The sequence below is a fragment of the Acidovorax sp. SRB_14 genome (assembly GCF_012932145.1).
Taxonomy (GTDB): domain Bacteria; phylum Pseudomonadota; class Gammaproteobacteria; order Burkholderiales; family Burkholderiaceae_C; genus Simplicispira.
In genome coordinates, this window is the sequence record NZ_MWOK01000012.1 from 1 (window position 1) to 14,403 (window position 14,403).

Consider the following 14,403-nt stretch of genomic DNA (forward strand, 5'->3'; position numbering starts at 1 on the left):
GCCCGCCCCACGGCCCACCGCGCCCGCGCCACGCGCGGCGCCCGCGAGCGCCAGCGCCGACGGCGCGGTGCGCCTGAACAAGCGCCTGGCCGAGCTGGGCCTGTGCTCGCGCCGCGAGGCCGACGACTGGATCGCGCACGGCTGGGTCTATGTCAATGGCCAGGTGGCCGAGATGGGCGTCAAGGTCACGCCGCAGGACAAGGTCACGGTCGAGCGCGCAGCGCAGCGCCACCAGGACAACCGGGTCACCATCCTGCTCAACAAGCCGATGGGCTATGTGAGCGGCCAGGCCGAGGACGGCCACACGCCGGCCGTCGCGCTGATCAACCCGCGCACGCACTGGCGCGACGATCCGAGCGGCCTGCGCTTTTCGCCGCCGCACTTGCGCGGGCTGGCGCCGGCCGGGCGGCTCGACATCGACTCGGTCGGCCTGCTGGTGCTGACGCAGGACGGCCGCGTGGCGCGCCAGCTGATCGGCGAGGACTCGACGCTGGACAAGGAATACCTGGTGCGCGTGGTCTACCAGGGGCCGGGCCAGGCGCAGGCGCGGCACCCCGACGAGCGCAGCGCACCGCTGCAGGAAATCGACGAGCGCGACCCGGTCAGCACCAACGTGCAGGCGGTGTTTCCGCCCGCGCTGCTCGAGCGCCTGCGCCACGGCCTGAGCCTGGACGGCCAGCCGCTCAAGCCCGCCAAGGTCGAGTGGCAGAACCCCGAGCAGCTGCGCTTCGTGCTGGTCGAGGGCAAGAAACGCCAGATCCGCCGCATGTGCGAGCAGGTCGGCCTGAAGGTGGTGGGCCTCAAGCGCATCCGCATGGGCCGCGTGGTGCTGGGCAACCTGCCCGTCGGGCAGTGGCGCTACCTGGCCCCGGGCGAACAGTTCTGAGCGTCCCGCACCCGCTCGGCGTGCGGGGGCGTGCCTAGGCGGCGCAGGCCTTGTTGCGCGCCGCGTGCATGCCCTTGGCCTTGGCGTCGGCCTCGCTCATGTACTCGCCCTGCTTGGTCTTGCCGTAGTAGCGGTCGCCCTGGCAGTGGTAGACCTTGGTGTCTTTATTGACCCAAACCTTGCCCGGGCCGCCGCCGGGAGCGGCCGCCATGTCCTGCCGGTCGGGAGCGCCCGGGGCCTTGGTGGGGGCGCCGGTGGCGGGCGCCACGCCGGTCTTGTTGACCGCCGACGATTGCGTTTCGACTGCTGCGGCCTTGCCGGCCGCGGCGGCGGCAGGGGCTGCGCCATACCAGGTCTGGATTCCCTTGTGGCCCTTGCAAGCCCCGGTCTTCTGGGCAGGCGACGCATAACTGCCGTCCTTGCACTGGACCGTGGTGCCCGCCGGTGCGTCGGCCGGCAGGGGCTGGCCCTGGGCCCCCAGTGCGCCGAACAGGCTGGCCGTGGCCAGCAATGCCTTGAGTGAGAGATTCATGCTGAATGCTCCTGAAGCGCTGTGGTGGGAAGCCCATCGTAGTAAGGTTTGGATCCCGGCACAAGGCAGTGCGTGGACCGGTCATTGCCGCTGGGCGCAGCGCGGGACCTTGAAGCGCTGGCCGGACACCCCATCTGCCCCTGCGGTGCGCCTTGTGCGCTCACCTTTTATTCCCTTTCTTTGTTTATCCATCCATGACAACGACCAAGACCACGCTCTCCTTCCAGGCCGAAGTGGCCCAGCTGCTGCACCTGGTCACGCACTCGCTGTATTCCCACCCCGAGATCTTCCTGCGCGAGCTGGTCTCCAACGCCTCGGACGCCTGCGACAAGCTGCGCTTTGAGGCGCTGAACCGCCCCGAGCTGTACGAAGACGCGCCCAACCTCGAAGTGCGGGTGTCGTTCGACCCGGGTGCCAAAACGCTGACCATCACCGACAACGGCATCGGCATGAGCACGCAGGAGGCCATCGACCACCTGGGCACGATCGCCAAGAGCGGCACCAAGGATTTCATGGGCCAGCTCACGGGCGACCAGAAGCAGGACGCGCAGCTGATCGGCCAATTCGGCGTGGGCTTCTACTCGGGCTTCATCGTCGCCGACAAGATCACCGTCGAGTCGCGCCGCGCCGGCCTGCCGGCCGAAGAGGGCGTGCGCTGGACGAGCGGTGGCACGGGCGACTTCGAGGTCGAGACCATCACGCGCGCCGCGCGCGGCACCAGCGTGATCCTGCACCTGCGCGCCGATGCCGAGGAGTACCTGAACGCCTGGAAGCTCAAGAGCGTCATCGCCAAGTACTCGGACCACATCAGCCTGCCCATCCTGATGGAGAAGGAAGAGTGGAAGGACGGCGAGCTCATCAACCCGTCGGACGAGGCCGGCGGCCGCCAGCCCGGCGCGATGGTCAAGACCGGCGAGTGGGAGCCGGTGAACAAGGCCAGCGCGCTGTGGACGCGGCCCAAGCGCGACATCAGCGACGAGCAGTATCAGGAGTTCTACAGGACCATCTCGCACGACTTCGAGAACCCGCTGACCTGGGCACACAACCGCGTCGAGGGCAACACCGAATACACGCAGCTGCTCTACATCCCGGCCAAGGCGCCGTTCGACCTGTGGAACCGCGACAAGAAGGCCGGCATCAAGCTCTACGTCAAGCGCGTCTTCATCATGGACGACGCCGAGGCGCTGATGCCCAGCTACCTGCGCTTCGTCAAGGGCGTGATCGATTCGAGCGACCTGCCGCTCAACGTCAGCCGCGAGCTGCTGCAGGAAAGCCGCGACGTCAAGGCGATCCGCGAGGGTTCGACCAAGCGCGTGCTCTCGATGCTGGAAGACCTGGCCAAGCACGACAAGCACGAGGCCCCCGTGGAAGGCTCGGACGCCGTGACCGACGTGGTCGATGCCGACGACCAGGCCAAGGAAGGCAAGTACAGCCAGTTCTACGCCGAGTTCGGCGCCGTGCTCAAGGAAGGCCTGGGCGAGGACTTTGCCAACCGCGAGCGCCTGGCCAAGCTGCTGCGCTTTGCCAGCACCATGAGCGACACGGCCAGTGTGTCGTTTGCCGATTACAAGGCGCGCATGAAGGACGGCCAGGACGCCATCTACTACATCACCGCCGACACCCTGGCGGCCGCCAAGAACAGCCCGCAGCTCGAAGTGTTCAAGAAAAAGGGCATCGAGGTGCTGCTGATGACCGACCGCGTTGACGAGTGGGCGCTGAACTACCTGCAGGACTTCGACGGCACGCCGCTGCAGTCCGTGGCCAAGGGCGCGGTCGACCTGGGCAAGCTGCAGGACGAGGCCGAGAAGAAGGCTGCCGAAGAGGCCGCCGAAGCCTTCAAGCCGCTGCTCGCCAAGCTCAAGGAAGCGCTCAAGGACAAGGCCGAAGACGTGCGCGTGACCTCGCGCTTGGTCGACTCGCCCGCCTGCCTGGTGGTGCAGGAAGACGGCATGAGCACGCAGCTCGCGCGCATGCTCAAGCAGGCCGGCCAGCAGGCGCCCGAGTCCAAGCCCGTGCTCGAGGTGAACCCCGAGCATGCGCTGGTCAAGAAGCTCGACGGCAGCGTGCATTTCAACGACCTGGCCCACATCCTGTTCGACCAGGCCCTGCTGGCCGAAGGCGGCCTGCCCGAGGACCCGGCGGCCTACGTGCGGCGGGTGAACGCGCTGCTGGTGTGATGTGGGTTGAAAATGGCGTCCAGCGCATGATGCATAAGCATTTGCAGCGATAAAAACCATCGTTCTCAAGCAAAACCCCGGGGTGCCTGCACTGCCGGGGTTTCTTTTGGGGGGTACGCAGGGCTGCCCAGGAAACTGCGAACGGGTTCTGCGCGCGGGCCGGGCGATACGATGCGCTGATGTCTGCCGCACCCCGCCACGACACCCGCCAGCCCGGTCCTGTCCCCGCACCCCCGGGCGCACGCACTGCCGCCGCGCAGATGGCGCTGGCCGGCTGCGCCGCGGCCGCGGCCACGCTGGCTTGTGCCTGGCTCGATACGCGCATGTCGGTGGCGGCGCTGGCGCTGGTGTACCTGATCGCCGTGGTGGCCACCGCAGCCCTGCTCGCACGCTGGGCTGCGGTGCTCACGTCGGTGGCCAGCGTCTCGGCACTGAATTATTTTTTCGTGCCGCCCCGCCACAGTTTCGAGATCGCCACCCCGGAATACATGCTGGCGCTGGCCATCTTGCTGGCCATCTTGCTGGCGGTCTCGCTGGGCATCAACGCCCTGGTCGCCAGCTTGCATGCGCGCCGTGCGCAGGCCGAGCAGCGCGCGCGCCAGGCCCACGAACTGCATGCGCTCAGCGAGCAGCTGGCCGAAAGCCAGGGGCTGCAGGCCGTGGCGCAGGTCGCCGCGCACTGGCTGTCCGAGCACCTCGGAATGCCCTGCGCGGTGTTCGTGCGCCCCGATGGGGAGCCCGACCCGCTTCCGGTCGTGCCACGCGACACCACGCTCCTGCCATGGCGCGCCGCAGGCCGCCCGCGAAGGCGAGGCACTGCGCCGTTCCATGCCGCCGCTGGCGCGGGCGCCTGTTCGAGGCCATGTCGCGCAATGCGGGGCGTGCCGTGGAGTTTTTCAACCTCCCGCACAACAGCGTGATCGAACTGGGCACGCGGGTGCAGATTTGAGCGGCGGTAGAGCGTGGCCCTCGGCGCCCACCAGCGCCCCCGTGCCGCGCGCTGCCCAGGAACCGCGCCTTCAGCCGTGGCGGATGGGAGGTGAAATCCGCCTCTAACCCTTGCGGCACTAGCGCGTGCAGCTATCAAAAAAGAAAAGCCCCGGCGGTGCGCGCACTGCCGGGGCTTTGGTGGTCAGCGGCGCCGCCGCGCCGGGCGCTCAGGCCGCGCAGGCGCTGGCCGGGGCGTGGCGGTGCTGGATCCAGCGCAGGCCTTCGCTGGTGGCGTAGTGCGCTGCGGCGGCGGGATCGGCGAACACCGACGCCAGGCGCAGCACGCGGTCGTGCGTGCCGCTGCCCGAGCCCGAGCGGATCGAGACGGAGGCGGCAAAGCGGCCGTCGTCGAGCCGCTTGGTCAGCGGGGACACGAGGTATTTGCCAACGGTCGTGTTGGCGGGGGAGTGGGTCATCATGGTACGGGGGCCGGGCGATAGCGCGGCATCAATCAAAAGGCAAGAGAAATGGCCCGTGGGAAGGGCCGGGTGGATCGATCCGGGGTTCCACCCTGACGCAGGGGGGCCGGAGAGCACCTGAAAAAAGTCGCACGTGCCAGCGCGAAACTTTTGGTGGCCGGTCAGTGAGAGAAACCGGCGCGGGGCGCAAAGGCCATTCAAAGAGGCGGCGCGCGGACTGGGCTGTCGTTTTATAGCGCGCCATTATGAAATCATGGCTTTATCGAACGAGTGATTATATAACATGCCGCTCCAGGGCCGTTGCATCGCAACACGCCGGTGCTGTGCGGCCTGCTTATGATGGGCAGATGCCATGGTTTTTCCCCTTCTCTGCGCGTTCCTGGCGCCGCCCGGGGCCTGCCCGCGGGCCGGCTGCCGCCCTGTGCCTGGTGGCCGTGGGCCTGCTGAGCGCCTGCGGCGCGGCGCGGGTCGGCGTGGGCATTCCGGTGGGGCCGTTCACCGTCGGGGTGGGCGCCGGCGCGGGCGGCCCTTCGGTCGGCCTGGGCACCGGCGTGGGGCCGGTCGGTGTGGGGGTGGGCGTCCACCCGGGCGGCCAGGTCAGCGGCGCCGTGGGCGTGGGGGCCAGCGTTCCGGTGGGCGGTGGCCCCGTGCGGGCGGGCGTCGGAGTCGGCACGGGGGCCGTGCTCTACGACCCGCGGCGTGCGCCGGTGGCGGCGCGGCCCGGCGTGGTGGTGCCGGACCATGTTGGGTCGCCGCAGTAAACGGCCGGGTCGGCGGACTGCCGGCCTCAGGCCATCAGCGGCTCTTCCTGCATCGCTTCGATCTGTTCGTGCAGCATGTCGACCTGGCCCTTCCAGTAGTCGCTGCTGCCGAACCACGGAAAGTTGATCGGAAAGATCGGGTCTTGCCAGCGCCGCGCCAGCCAGGCGCTGTAGTGGATCAAGCGCAGCGTGCGCAGCGGCTCGATCAGCGCCAGCTCGCGCCGGTCGAACGGGCGGAACTGTTCATAGCCCTCGATCAGCGCGCCGAGCTGGTGTGTGCGCTGGCGCCGGTCGCCCGACAGCAGCATCCACAGGTCCTGCACCGCCGGGCCCATGCGCGCGTCGTCGAGGTCGACAAAGTGCGGGCCGCCGCGCCCCCATTCGTCGAGCGGCGTCCAGAGGATGTTGCCGGGGTGGCAGTCGCCGTGCAGGCGCAGCACGGTGGCGTCCTTGAGGTGCAGGCGGCCCGCGCCGCGCTCGGGGTGGGCGTGGCCGCCGATCAGCGACAGGGCCTGCTCGCAGGCGCTGCGCCAGCGCGACTGCATGTCCAGCGGAATCAGGTCGTGCGCCAGCAGCCAGTCGTGCGGCTCCGAGCCAAAGCTGTGCAGGTCGAGCGCCGGGCGGTGGACGAAGGGGCGCACCGCGCCCACGGTGTGGATGCGCGCGAGGAAGCGGCCGATCCATTCGAGCACCTCGAAGTCGTCGAGCTCGGGCTGGCGCCCGCCGCGCCAGGGGCTGACCGAGAACTGGAAGCTGCCGTGCGGGTGCAGCGTGCGCTCGCCCAGCACCAGCGGCCCGACGGCGGGCACCTCGGCGGCCATCAGGTCGGCGGAAAAGGCGTGCTCTTCGAGAATCTGCGCCTCGCTCCAGCGTCCGGGGCGGTAGAACTTGGCGACGACGCGCTCGCCGTCCTCGAGCGACACCTGGTAGACGCGGTTTTCGTAGGACGACAGCGCCATCAGCCGGCCGTCGCCATAGAGGCCGACGCTGGCCAGCGCGTCGAGCACGGCGTCGGGGGTGAGGCTGGCAAAGGGGTGCCGGTCCGCGGTTTCGGGGGTGGAATGCATGGGGCCATTGTCGCCCTCCTGCGCAGGCGCTGCTGGCGCCGCACCGGTGCCAGTGTTTCTGGTTGAAAATGGCCTGCAACGCTTGCTGGGAAAGCGCAGGGTGCTATCAAAAATGGATTTCTGTGCCGCGCCTGCGGCCTCAGTGCGCCTGGGCCAGCTGCGCAAACGGCAGCTGCTGCTTGACCAGGATCACGGTGCAGGGGGCGTCGCGCGCCACGCGCAGCGGCACGGTGGTGATGAAGCGCTGCATCTGCAGGCCGTGCGTGGCCGCGCCCAGGATCATCATGCTGACCTGGTTGCCCTCGGCGTAGCGCACCAGCGCCTGCGCCACGTCGCCCGCCTCGAGCACGTGGTAGCTGACATGGTGGCCAGCCAGGCCCAGCGGCTCGGCCCAGCGCTGCAGGCGCGCGCGGTGCTGGCGGTGCAGGGCGGTTTCGCTGCGCCCGCTGTCGGTGGCGCTGCTGGCCGCGGGCGAGATCACGGTCACGCAGGCCAGCCGCGCCCCGGGGCGGATGCCCAGCGAGCGCGCGACGGCCTGGCGCAGCGAATACAGCGTGGCGTCGCTCACGTCCTCGTGCGGCACGGCGACCATGACGATGGGCACCTCTTCGATCTGGCGCGTCGGCACGGGGCTCGCCTGGTAGTGCATGCCCGCAGCCTTGAGCCAGCGCCGCAGGTGCGTGCGCAGGCGCGGCCCGCGCGTGCGCCGGCCGCGCTCGGTGAGGGCGACCTGCGCGGGGTTACCCAGGTCGAAGGCCAGCAGCGCGGCAGAGGGGTAGCGCTGCGCGGCCTCGGGCTCCAGGCAGCGCAGGATGACTTCCTGCAGCCACTCGGGCAGCTCGGGGCGGTGCTGGCGCGGCGGCGCCGGCGACATCCACAGGCGCTGGCGCAGGCCGCCCTGCGTGGTCGGCGCGCCGAACGGCAGCTCGCCCGTGGCCAACTCGTAGAGCATCACGCCGATCGCGAAGATGTCGCTGCGCGGGTCGCCGCGCACGCCCACCACCTGCTCGGGCGCGATCCACGCGGGCGAGCCCACGGCGCGGCGCAGCTCCTCGGCCAGCAGATCGGGGTAGTGGGCGTGGCACGACAGGCCGAAGTCGAGCAGCACGGCGTGGTCCTCGCGCGGGAAGAGCACGTTGCCGGGTTTGAGGTCGAGGTGGCAGACGTCCTGCTGGTGCAGGCTGTGTGCGGCGTGCGCCATGGCCGCGCCCAGGCGGGCGATGGTGTCCACGCTGGGCCGCGCGGGCGCAGCGAGCCAGTGCTGCAGCGTGGGGCCGTCCACATACTCCATCACCAGGTACGGCAGGCGCGCCAGGTCGCCGGCCGCGACGAAGCGCGGCACATGCGGGCCCGTGAGCGTGCGCAGGATCTGCAGCTCGACCTCGAAGCCGACGATGGTCTCGGCACCGTCGCCGGCCGTCATGCGCGGGATCTTCATGGCCAGCGGAAAGCCCGGGTTGGGCGGACCCACGGCGTATTCGACGCGGTAGATGTGCGCCATGCCGCCGGCATGCACGCAGCCAAGCACCGTGAAGCCGTCGACCTCGGTGCCGGGTTCGAGCAGCTTCACTGTCCCACCTCGAGGCGCTGGGCAAAGAATTCGGACAGCGCGCCGGTGGCGCGGATCGCGGCGGCCGCGCCCGCATGGTCGTAGGGCACGCGCTCGAAGGTCAACCGCCAGGCGGCGGTGTCGAGCAGCGCATACATGGCGCGCGGGTCGCCATCGCGCGGCTGGCCCACCGAGCCGACGGTGGCCACCCAGGGCCGGTGCGGCGGCACCGGCACGGCCACGCCGGGCGTGGGCACGAAACGCATCAGGCCGTGGCCAGCGCCGCGGTAGTACAGCATCTGCCGGTGCACGTGGCCGCAGAACACATGGGCGATGCCGGGGCGCTGCAGCGCCGCATGCAGGCAGTCGGCGGCGACAACGGGGTTGTCCACATAGCGCCAGCGCTCGGGCGCGTCGGCGCTGGCGTGCACCAGCAGCACGCTGCCGAGCTCGGCGGTGAGCGGCAGGGCCGCGAGAAAAGCGTGCTCCTCGGCGCTGAGCTGCGCGTACGTCCAGTCGGCGCTCTGGGCCACCACCGAGCCGGCGCCGCGCTCGCCGGCCACCGGCGGGCGCACCGCCATCGCGTCGTGGTTGCCGCCGACCAGGTGCGCGCCTTCGGCGGCCAGCGCCATGGCCTGTTGCACCACATAGCGCGGCGCGGCGCCGTAGCCCACGAGGTCGCCGAGCAGCGCGATCTGCTGCGCGCCTTGCGCCCGCGCGTGCGCCAGGCAGGCGTCGAACGCCTGCCGGTTGGCGTGGATGTCGGAGAGGAGGGCGATTTTCATGGTCGTCGGGCGGCAGACGCCATGATGGCGCGGCAAGCTGAGCGCGGGCTTGCATGCGGCCTAGGGGTAAACCACGAATTGCATGCCAAAAGAGCTGCAAACGCTGGCGGGGCAAGCGCTGGCAGCCCTCATTTTTGTGCCGGGCGGCGGCACCGCACGGGGCCGGAGCGCGCAAGGCGCGGGCGGCGTAGACTGAAACTTCGCCCGCGCCGCCTGGGTGTGCAGGCGTGAAACGACCGAAAGCGAGGTTTTTGATGGCCCACGCTCTTGCCGCGAATGCAGACCTTGTGATCCTGCTGGCGCGCATTCTTCTGATGGCGCTGTTTCTGATCACCGGCTGGGAAAAGCTGACCGACTTCGCGGGCACCACCGAGTACATGGCCTCGACCGGCGCGCCCGCGCCGGCGCTGTCCACGGCGGTGGCCATCGTGATGGAGTTTGGCGTCGGCATCGCGCTGGTGCTGGGCGTCTTCACGCGCCCACTGGCCTTGCTGATGGCCCTGTTCACACTGGGGACGGCGCTGATCGGCCACCGCTACTGGAGGCTGCAGGGCCCCGAGCGGCACGCCAACCTGCTCAATTTCTACAAGAACGCCAGCATCACGGGCGGCCTGCTGCTGCTGGCCATCACCGGGCCGGGCCGCTACGCGCTGTGGCACTAGCCCCGCCGGCGTGCGCTGCCCGTGGCGCCAGTTTTGCATGAAAAGAGCCGCAAACGCTTGCCACGCAAGCGCTGGCAGCTCTCTTTTTTGATTTCGCGGTGCGGCGCTCAGGCCAGCGTCAGCGCCACGTCGATGTTGCCGCGTGTGGCGTTGGAGTAGGGGCAGACCTGGTGGGCATCGTCGACCAGCTTCTGGGCCGCCGCGCGGTCCATGCCGGGCAGGTGCACCTTCATGCGCACGGCGATGCCGTAGGCGTTCGGAATGGGACCCAGATCGACTTCGGCGTCCACCGCCACGTCTTGCGGCACGGTCAGTTTCTGCTTGGCGGCCACGGCCTTGATGGCGCCGATGAAGCAGGCCGAGTAGCCGGCCGCAAACAGCTGCTCGGGGTTGGTGCCGGCGGCGCTGGTGCCGGGGGACGACAGTTTCACGTCCAGGCGCCCGTCGTCGGTGCGCGAAGCGCCGTCGCGCCCGCCCGTGGTGTGGGCCTTGGCGGTGTAGAGGACTTTTTCGAGCTGGGTCATGGTGGCTTCCTTTGCGGTGGGTGTCCGCTGCGCGGACGGTGGGGGAATGCGGGAATGCGTCAGCGCGCGCTCAGCCGGTCGCGCAGGGTGTGCAGCTGCGCCGTCAGCGCCACCAGCTCGGGCAGCGCACACTGCGTGCTCTGCCGCATGCAGGCGGGAATGCGCTCGGCGCCCTGGCGCAGCGCGCGGCCCTGCGGCGTGAGCGTGATGCGCACGCGCCGCTCGTCCTGCGCGTCGCGCGTGCGCTCGAGCAGCTGCGCGGCCTGCAGGCGCTTGAGCAGCGGCGTGAGCGTGCCCGAGTCGAGGAACAGGCGCTCGCCCAACGCCGAGACGGTGGTGCCGTCCTGCTCCCAGAGCGCGAGCATGACGAGGTACTGTGGGTAGGTCAGGCCGATCTGCTCGAGCAGCGGCTTGTAGAGCTTGGTCATGGCCAGCGAGGCCGAGTACAGCGCAAAGCAGACCTGGTTGTCGAGCTGCAGGGCCGGAGGGCTGGGGTCCAGGGCAAGGGGATCGCGGTGCATGGGCACATTATTGGTCGCAATTCAATTTTGTGCAATTGAATTGCCTGGCCCCTCCAAGGCGTCCGGACCGTGCGCGCGGTGCCACCGGACGCGCACGGGCGCAAAAAAAGGCCGGGCGGCGTGCCGTCCGGCCTGTGCGGGGTGGTCTGGTCCGGCTCAGTATTGGTAGACGCCGCGGCCGGTCTTGCGGCCCAGGCGGCCGGCGGCGACCATTTCCTTGAGCAGCGGGCAGGGGCGGTACTTGCTGTCGCCGAACTCGGTCAGGTACACGTCCATCACGGCCAGGCACACGTCGAGGCCGATCATGTCGGCCAAGGCCAGCGGGCCGATCGGCTGGTTGCAGCCGAGCTTCATGCCCGCGTCGATGTCCTCGGGCGTGGCCAGGCCTTCGGCGAGCACGAAGAAAGCCTCGTTGATCATGGGCACAAGGATGCGGTTGACGACGAAGCCCGGCGCGTTCTTCACGGTGATCGGCGACTTGCCGAGCGTCTCGGACAGCGCCTTGACGGCGTCGTGCGTGGCATCGGACGTCTGCAGGCCGCGGATGATCTCCACCAGCGCCATCATGGGCACGGGGTTGAAGAAATGCATGCCAATGAAGCGGTCGGCGCGGCCGGTGGCGGCGGCCAGCTTGGTGATCGAGATCGACGAGGTGTTCGAGGCGATGATGACCTCGGGCGCCACCAGCGCGTCCACCTGCTGGAGGATCTTGAGCTTGAGCTCGTAGTTCTCGGTCGCGGCCTCGATCACGATCTGCGCGGCCTTGAGGTCGTCGTAGCGCGTCGAGGTCCGGATGCGCGCCAGCGCCGCGGCCTTGTCGGCCTCGGTGATCTTTTCCTTCTTGATCAGGCGGTCCAGGCTGCCGGCCACCGTGGCCAGGCCTTTTTGCACGGCAGCGTCGGAGATGTCGACCATGACCACCTGGACGCCCGACACCGCGCAGGCCTGCGCGATGCCGTTGCCCATGGTGCCCGCGCCAATGATGCCAACCGTTGTGATAGCCATATGCAGAAATCCTTTTCTTTCCAATGAGACAAAGCAGCCGAAAAAATCCCGACGATGGTATCGGCAATCGCCGGCGCGCCGGGTTAAGGTGCCAGCCAGCGGCCGCGCAGACGGACGCGCAGGAGACAGGTCCATGGAGTTCGATTACCTCGTCGTGGGCGGCGGCTCGGCCGGCTGCGTGCTGGCCGGGCGCCTGAGCGAAGACCCCGCAGTGCGCGTGTGCCTGCTCGAAGCCGGGCCGCCCGACACCAGCGTGCTCATCCACTGCCCTGCGGGCCTGGCGGTGATGGCCAGGTTCGAGCTGAACGGCTGGGGGCAGAACACCACGCCGCAGACCGGACTGAACGGGCGCCGCGGCTACCAGCCGCGCGGCAAGGTGCTGGGCGGCTCCAGCTCGGTCAACGCCATGGTCTACGCGCGCGGCCAGCCCGCCGACTACGACCACTGGGCCGCGCAGGGCAATCCCGGCTGGGGCTGGAACGATGTCTTGCCGTATTTCAAGCGTGCGGAAAACAACGAGCGCGGCGCGGGTGCCTGGCATGGGACGGGCGGCCCGCTCAACGTGGCGGACCTGCGCTCGCCCAACCGCTTCGCCCAGGCGTTTGTCGAGGCCGGCGTGCAGGCCGGCCACGCGCACAACCGCGACTTCAACGGCGCCAGCCAGGAGGGCGTGGGCCTGTACCAGGTCACGCAAAAGAATGGCGAGCGCTTGAGCGCCGCCAAGGCGTACCTGACGCCGCACCTGGGCCGGCCCAATCTGCAGGTCGTCACCGGCGCGCACGCCACGCGCATCCTGATGGAAGAGCGCCGCGCCATCGGCATCGAATACCGCCAGGGCGGCACGCTGCGCCAGCTGCGCGGCACGCGCGAGGTGCTGCTGAGCGCGGGCGCGCTGCTCTCGCCGCAGCTCCTCATGCTCTCGGGCATCGGCCCTGGCGCGCAGCTGCAGCGCCTCGGCATTGCCACCGTGCACGACCTGCCCGGCGTGGGCCAGCACCTGCACGACCACCCCGATGTGGTGCAGGTGATGGATGCGCCGGACCTGACCGACTTGTTCGGCATTTCACCGCGCGGTGTGCTCAACACCGTGCGCGGCATGGTGGAGTGGCACCGCCGCCGCAGCGGCATGCTGACGACCAACTTCGCCGAGGCCGGCGGCTTCATCAAGAGCCACCCCAACGCGCCCGCGCCCGACCTGCAGCTGCATTTCGTCGTCGGCAAGCTGGTCGACCATGGCCGCAAGACGGTGCTGGGCCACGGCTATTCATGCCACGTGTGCCTGCTGCAGCCTAAAAGCCGCGGCAGCGTCACGCTCGCCAGCCGCGACCCGGCCGACCTGCCGATGGTGGACCCGAACTTCTTTGGCGACCCCGAGGACCTGCCGCGCCTGGTGCGCGGCGTGCGCCGCATGCGCGCCATCCTGGCGCAGCCCGCGCTCGCGCGCCACGGCGCGCGCGAGTCCCCCGCGTCGGCCAGCGCGCAAAGCGACGGGCAGATCGAGCAGTTCATCCGCCAGTACGCCGACACCATCTACCACCCCGTCGGCAGCTGCCGCATGGGTCCCGGCGCCCTGGACGTGGTTGACGCCCAACTGCGCGTGCACGGCGTGCAGGGCCTGCGCGTGGTGGACGCATCGGTCATGCCGCGCATCGTCAGCGGCAACACCAACGCGCCGACCATCATGGTGGCAGAGAAGGCGGTGGACCTGCTGCGCGCGGCGGCGCGGTAAGCGGCGCGGGCGCTGCCTTCTCAGGCGTGGGTGATCCAGCCCGCATATTCGGGCGCATCGAGGTGTGGCAGCGTGTTGAAGGTCTGCAGCATGAGCCGCTTGGGCGAGACGCTGAACTCGGTCACGGCGCTGTTGCGGATGCGCATGTTCAGCGCAATCGTCACCTCGGGCGCCGTGCCCAGCACCTCGCCCACGGCCGCGGCAATCGGGCCGCCGCTGGAGACCAGCAGCACGTTCTGGCCTGCGTGGTCGCGCCGCACCTGGTCGAGCGTGGCGCGCACGCCGCCCGCAAAATCGTCCCAGCTTGGCATGCCCTGCGGGCTGATGACGCCGGCCATCCACTGCGCCAGCGCGTCGCACAGCAGGCGAAAGTGCTGGCGGTACAGCGCGGGCGTGTCGGCCCGGGGCAGGGGTTCGGTGTGGATGGCGCGGATCAGCGCGAGGCTGTCGTACTCGTTGAGCCCGGGCAGCTGCAGCGGCGCGGGCGCGCCCTGCAGGCCCTCGGCAATGCCCTCCAAGGTTTGCGTGTGGCGGCGCAGCGTGCCGGTGACCACGGCATCGAACGGCACGGCCTTGCTGCGCCAGTACTCGCCCAGGCGCACCGCCTGCTGGCGCCCGAGGGCGCTGAGCTGGTCGTAGTCGTCGGCGCCAAACGAGGCCTGGCCATGGCGCACGAGGTAGAGGGTTCCCATGGCCGGGATTGTGGCTTTCAGGGTTGCTGCGTTCTTGTCACTGCCGCGACTTCTGCTATCGAAACGTGAGCATGCGGCGCTTTTGCCATGCGCGCATGCCTACC

Annotated in this window: 15 protein-coding genes and 1 pseudogene; 7 read left to right on the plus strand and 9 right to left on the minus strand. The window is 69.6% G+C overall.

Features of this window, described 5'->3' with window-relative positions; translation table 11 throughout:
• Positions 1–67: 67 nt before the first annotated feature.
• Positions 68–886, plus strand: a complete 819-nt coding sequence (locus B2J86_RS10895) for a pseudouridine synthase (RefSeq protein WP_169169748.1) — start codon at positions 68–70, stop codon at positions 884–886.
• A gap of 34 nt (positions 887–920) precedes the next feature.
• On the opposite strand, the gene B2J86_RS10900 is transcribed toward B2J86_RS10895, so the two are convergent.
• On the minus strand, positions 921–1,418 hold the full coding sequence (locus B2J86_RS10900; RefSeq protein WP_169169739.1) for a DUF3761 domain-containing protein: 498 nt from the start codon (positions 1,416–1,418) through the stop codon (positions 921–923).
• Between the two features lie 194 nt (positions 1,419–1,612).
• On the opposite strand from B2J86_RS10900, the gene htpG reads away from it, so the two are divergent.
• The 3 genes and pseudogenes from htpG (at position 1,613) to B2J86_RS18430 (ending at position 4,544) form a co-directional block, all read left to right on the plus strand.
• Positions 1,613–3,595, plus strand: a complete 1,983-nt coding sequence (gene htpG, locus B2J86_RS10905; protein ID WP_173025565.1) for a molecular chaperone HtpG — start codon at positions 1,613–1,615, stop codon at positions 3,593–3,595.
• 260 nt (positions 3,596–3,855) lie between these two features.
• Positions 3,856–4,176 (plus strand): annotated as a pseudogene (locus B2J86_RS18195) (DUF4118 domain-containing protein); the annotation flags it as partial.
• 281 nt (positions 4,177–4,457) lie between these two features.
• Positions 4,458–4,544: a hypothetical protein gene (locus B2J86_RS18430; protein ID WP_371736442.1), complete on the plus strand. Its 87-nt coding sequence runs from the start codon at positions 4,458–4,460 to the stop codon at positions 4,542–4,544.
• Positions 4,545–4,752: 208 nt separating this feature from the next.
• On the opposite strand, the gene B2J86_RS10915 is transcribed toward B2J86_RS18430, so the two are convergent.
• On the minus strand, positions 4,753–5,001 hold the full coding sequence (locus B2J86_RS10915) for a hypothetical protein (protein WP_371736420.1): 249 nt from the start codon (positions 4,999–5,001) through the stop codon (positions 4,753–4,755).
• Between the two features lie 350 nt (positions 5,002–5,351).
• Here B2J86_RS10915 and B2J86_RS10920 point away from each other — a divergent pair, with 350 nt between their 5' ends.
• Positions 5,352–5,765, plus strand: coding sequence for a hypothetical protein (locus B2J86_RS10920; protein WP_254068063.1), 414 nt, complete (start codon positions 5,352–5,354; stop codon positions 5,763–5,765).
• A 26-nt stretch (positions 5,766–5,791) separates the two neighbouring features.
• On the opposite strand, the gene B2J86_RS10925 is transcribed toward B2J86_RS10920, so the two are convergent.
• The 3 genes from B2J86_RS10925 to B2J86_RS10935 form a co-directional block, all read right to left on the minus strand.
• Entirely contained in the window at positions 5,792–6,832 is a 1,041-nt protein-coding gene (locus B2J86_RS10925) for a serine/threonine protein kinase (RefSeq protein ID WP_169169743.1), read from the minus strand.
• Positions 6,833–6,971: 139 nt separating this feature from the next.
• Positions 6,972–8,402 carry a bifunctional serine/threonine-protein kinase/universal stress protein gene (locus tag B2J86_RS10930; protein WP_169169744.1) on the minus strand — a complete coding sequence of 477 codons (1,431 nt, stop codon included), beginning with the start codon at positions 8,400–8,402 and terminating at the stop codon, positions 6,972–6,974.
• Positions 8,399–9,166 (minus strand): metallophosphoesterase, encoded by a 768-nt coding sequence (locus B2J86_RS10935; protein WP_173025567.1) that lies wholly within the window; start codon positions 9,164–9,166, stop codon positions 8,399–8,401. The genes B2J86_RS10930 and B2J86_RS10935 overlap by 4 nt, the downstream gene beginning before the upstream one ends.
• Positions 9,167–9,420: 254 nt before the next feature.
• Between B2J86_RS10935 and B2J86_RS10940 the strand changes: the two genes are divergently transcribed.
• Entirely contained in the window at positions 9,421–9,828 is a 408-nt protein-coding gene (locus B2J86_RS10940) for a DoxX family protein (RefSeq protein WP_173025568.1), read from the plus strand.
• 107 nt (positions 9,829–9,935) lie between these two features.
• Here the strand turns inward: B2J86_RS10940 and B2J86_RS10945 are convergent, their stop codons facing one another.
• From B2J86_RS10945 to B2J86_RS10955, 3 genes are all read right to left on the minus strand, one after another.
• Positions 9,936–10,352 (minus strand): organic hydroperoxide resistance protein, encoded by a 417-nt coding sequence (locus B2J86_RS10945; protein ID WP_173025569.1) that lies wholly within the window; start codon positions 10,350–10,352, stop codon positions 9,936–9,938.
• A gap of 59 nt (positions 10,353–10,411) precedes the next feature.
• Positions 10,412–10,873 (minus strand): MarR family winged helix-turn-helix transcriptional regulator, encoded by a 462-nt coding sequence (locus B2J86_RS10950; protein ID WP_169170819.1) that lies wholly within the window; start codon positions 10,871–10,873, stop codon positions 10,412–10,414.
• A 156-nt stretch (positions 10,874–11,029) separates the two neighbouring features.
• A complete protein-coding gene (locus tag B2J86_RS10955) occupies positions 11,030–11,878 on the minus strand; it encodes a 3-hydroxybutyryl-CoA dehydrogenase (protein WP_173025570.1) in 849 nt (282 codons plus the stop codon).
• 133 nt (positions 11,879–12,011) lie between these two features.
• Between B2J86_RS10955 and B2J86_RS10960 the strand changes: the two genes are divergently transcribed.
• Entirely contained in the window at positions 12,012–13,607 is a 1,596-nt protein-coding gene (locus tag B2J86_RS10960; RefSeq protein WP_173025571.1) for a GMC family oxidoreductase, read from the plus strand.
• Positions 13,608–13,627: 20 nt separating this feature from the next.
• Here the strand turns inward: B2J86_RS10960 and B2J86_RS10965 are convergent, their stop codons facing one another.
• A complete protein-coding gene (locus B2J86_RS10965; RefSeq protein ID WP_173025572.1) occupies positions 13,628–14,299 on the minus strand; it encodes a histidine phosphatase family protein in 672 nt (223 codons plus the stop codon).
• Positions 14,300–14,403: the final 104 nt, after the last annotated feature.

Excerpts from the sequence above, each read along its gene's own strand:
- B2J86_RS10900 (WP_169169739.1), bottom strand. The coding sequence starts at position 1,418 with ATGAATCTCTCACTCAAGGCATTGCTGGCCACGGCCAGCCTGTTCGGC.
- htpG (WP_173025565.1), top strand. The coding sequence starts at position 1,613 with ATGACAACGACCAAGACCACGCTCTCCTTCCAGGCCGAAGTGGCCCAG.
- B2J86_RS18430 (WP_371736442.1), top strand. The coding sequence starts at position 4,458 with ATGTCGCGCAATGCGGGGCGTGCCGTGGAGTTTTTCAACCTCCCGCAC.
- B2J86_RS10915 (WP_371736420.1), bottom strand. The coding sequence starts at position 5,001 with ATGACCCACTCCCCCGCCAACACGACCGTTGGCAAATACCTCGTGTCC.
- B2J86_RS10920 (WP_254068063.1), top strand. The coding sequence starts at position 5,352 with ATGCCATGGTTTTTCCCCTTCTCTGCGCGTTCCTGGCGCCGCCCGGGG.
- B2J86_RS10925 (WP_169169743.1), bottom strand. The coding sequence starts at position 6,832 with ATGCATTCCACCCCCGAAACCGCGGACCGGCACCCCTTTGCCAGCCTC.
- B2J86_RS10935 (WP_173025567.1), bottom strand. The coding sequence starts at position 9,166 with ATGAAAATCGCCCTCCTCTCCGACATCCACGCCAACCGGCAGGCGTTC.
- B2J86_RS10940 (WP_173025568.1), top strand. The coding sequence starts at position 9,421 with ATGGCCCACGCTCTTGCCGCGAATGCAGACCTTGTGATCCTGCTGGCG.
- B2J86_RS10945 (WP_173025569.1), bottom strand. The coding sequence starts at position 10,352 with ATGACCCAGCTCGAAAAAGTCCTCTACACCGCCAAGGCCCACACCACG.
- B2J86_RS10950 (WP_169170819.1), bottom strand. The coding sequence starts at position 10,873 with ATGCACCGCGATCCCCTTGCCCTGGACCCCAGCCCTCCGGCCCTGCAG.
- B2J86_RS10955 (WP_173025570.1), bottom strand. The coding sequence starts at position 11,878 with ATGGCTATCACAACGGTTGGCATCATTGGCGCGGGCACCATGGGCAAC.
- B2J86_RS10960 (WP_173025571.1), top strand. The coding sequence starts at position 12,012 with ATGGAGTTCGATTACCTCGTCGTGGGCGGCGGCTCGGCCGGCTGCGTG.
- B2J86_RS10965 (WP_173025572.1), bottom strand. The coding sequence starts at position 14,299 with ATGGGAACCCTCTACCTCGTGCGCCATGGCCAGGCCTCGTTTGGCGCC.